Origin of the sequence: Aromatoleum buckelii, assembly GCF_012910785.2 — a bacterium.
GTDB classification, from domain to species: domain Bacteria; phylum Pseudomonadota; class Gammaproteobacteria; order Burkholderiales; family Rhodocyclaceae; genus Aromatoleum; species Aromatoleum buckelii.
This window is the reverse complement of the sequence record NZ_WTVH02000004.1, coordinates 1-2,220: the sequence shown is the minus strand read 5'-3', so window position 1 is coordinate 2,220 and position 2,220 is coordinate 1. Positions and strand designations below refer to the sequence as shown.

Genomic DNA, 2,220 nt, shown 5'->3' with positions numbered 1-2,220 from the left:
TTGCTGGCGCTGGAACTGCTGGCGCTGTTGCTGCTCGCGGGCGCGGTGGCGCAGCCGGTGTTCGTCGAGCGGCTGTCGCGGCCGTTGCTGCTGGCGCTGGCGATGATGGTCGCGGTGCCGTTGCTGCAGCTCGCGCCGCTGCCGTTCGAACTCGGGGCGACGCTGCCGGGGCACGGAGCGTATGCCGTCGCGCAACTGGAAGCGGGGGCGGCGCCGGAGTGGCTGGCGCTGTCGACGGTGCCTTATCTCACCGAGCAGGCGCTGTGGGCGCTGCTGCCGCCGCTGGCGGTGTTCCTGGTCGTGGTCGGGCTCGACGACACGCGGGTGCGGCGGCTGGTGATGGTGTTTGTCTCGGTCGCGGTGTTCCAGGCGGTGATGGGCCTGATGCAATACGGCGCGGGGCCGGAGTCGGCGCTGCGCTTCGGTTACGAATCGTCCGGCGACAGCGCGATCGGCACCTATGCGAACCGCGGCCACCTCGCGGGTCTGCTGCTGATGGCGCTGCCGATCGGCCTGGCGCTGCTCGCATCGACGATCTTTTCGCTGGACGAATCGGCGAGCCGTCGCCAGCGGCGGGGCGGGGCGCTGCACCGGCTGAAGGCGCTCGTCGCCGGCGAGGGTGAGATGAACCGCACGGCCGTGTATGCGGCGGTGTGCGTCGCGCTCCTGCTCGGCATCGTGTTCGCACGCTCGCGCAGCGGGATCGCGCTCGGCATGGTCGGCGTGGTGTTGTCGGCGGTCGTGCTGATGCGCAATTTCGGCGCCGGTTTTGCGACGCGCATGGTCGGGGCAGTGTCGGCGCTGGGGGTCGCGCTGGCGGTGGCGGTCGGGCTCGCTCCAGTGTTCGCGCGTTTCGCGCAGGACGCGACGGCGGATGCGCGCTGGCCGATCCTCGATGCGACGCTGGAAGCGGCATCGGCGTTCTTCCCGTTCGGCAGCGGCATCGGGACGTTCCCGGCGGTGATCCGCGCGTTCCATCCGGCCGAAATCGGCGGCGAAGCCTACATCAACCACGCGCACAACGATTTCGCCGAGTGGTGGATGGAAGGCGGTGTGCCGGCGCTGGTGCTGATGCTGATGCTGGCGGCGATCTACCTGCTGCGCTGGCGCGCAGTGTGGGCGGTGCGCAACTGGCGGCCGTTGCACATGATGCAGGTCGGCGCGGGGCTGGGCGTGCTGCTGATCCTGCTGTTCGGGCTCACCGACTACAACCTGCGCATCCCCGCGAATGCGATGTACTTCGCGTTCCTCGCCGCAGTGTTCTTCCACCCCGGCGAGCGGGAACGGGAACGTCGTCGCCGGGAGGAGCGTCGTCGGCCGGCAGCGGTTGCGGAACCTGTGGCGGCGCAGGCGAGAGCGGACCCGGTCGTGCCGCCGGAAACCCGGGCGGGGGAGGCCAGCGCGGGAGTGGGGCGTAATCCGTTTGCGGATTGAGCGTCGAACTGAGTCTCACCGCCAACTCGGTGAAATCTATTTCTCATTGTTGACAAAACAGGCGGATTGATAACAATGAGAAACACTATGCCTGCAAAACCCCCTGCACCCTCAATCGTTGCGGCCGAGAGGCTCAGGCGAGTTGGTCAAAAGATTCGCGAACATCGCAAGTCGATACGCGTGAGCGCCACCGCCGCTGCGGAGGCGGCCGGAATGTCTCGCGTGACATTGCACAGGATTGAAAAGGGCGAACCGTCGGTAACCATGGGGGCCTACATGAACGCGCTGTCGGCCCTCGGTCTTGATGTCGATATCGTGACGCCCACGAACGCTGCCGTGCTTGCGGAGCAGACGACGGGCGGCAAAGGGTGGTTGCCAGCACGTGTCTGTCTTGACGACTACCCGCAGTTGAAGCAAGTTGCCTGGCAGGTGCACGGGACGGACTACCTGACGCCAAGCGAAGCATTCGGGATCTACGAGCGTAATCGGCGCCATCTGGACTTCGCGCGCATGGCGCAACGCGAGCGGGATCTGATCGATTCGCTTCGTGTCGCGTTCACCGAAGGGAGGGCCGTCGAGTGATGTTTGAACGCCTTCACCATCGACATATCGCGCAGGTCCTTGAATCGCTCGACGGGCCGCTTCTCAAGGAAAACCAATGTCTGTTCGGGGGTGGCACGGCGATTGCACTGCGCTATGGTGAGTTCCGTGAATCGGTCGACATCGACTTTCTCGTTTCGGATCTCCCGGGCTATCGCAACCTGCGATCATTGCTGACCGGTCCCC

The 2,220-nt window shown here is 66.2% G+C and carries 3 protein-coding genes; all 3 read left to right on the top strand.

Annotation, left to right across the window (positions count from 1 at the left end; translation table 11 throughout):
* Positions 1-1,434, top strand: a 1,434-nt coding sequence (locus tag GO608_RS01555; protein ID WP_247002746.1) for an O-antigen ligase family protein, incomplete at its 5' end; no start/stop codon positions are given.
* Positions 1,435-1,521: 87 nt separating this feature from the next.
* Entirely contained in the window at positions 1,522-2,016 is a 495-nt protein-coding gene (locus GO608_RS01550) for a helix-turn-helix domain-containing protein (protein WP_169200109.1), read from the top strand.
* Positions 2,016-2,220 (top strand): nucleotidyl transferase AbiEii/AbiGii toxin family protein (locus tag GO608_RS01545; RefSeq protein ID WP_247002744.1); only part of this gene is annotated, 205 nt, incomplete at its 3' end. The genes GO608_RS01550 and GO608_RS01545, both read left to right, overlap by 1 nt.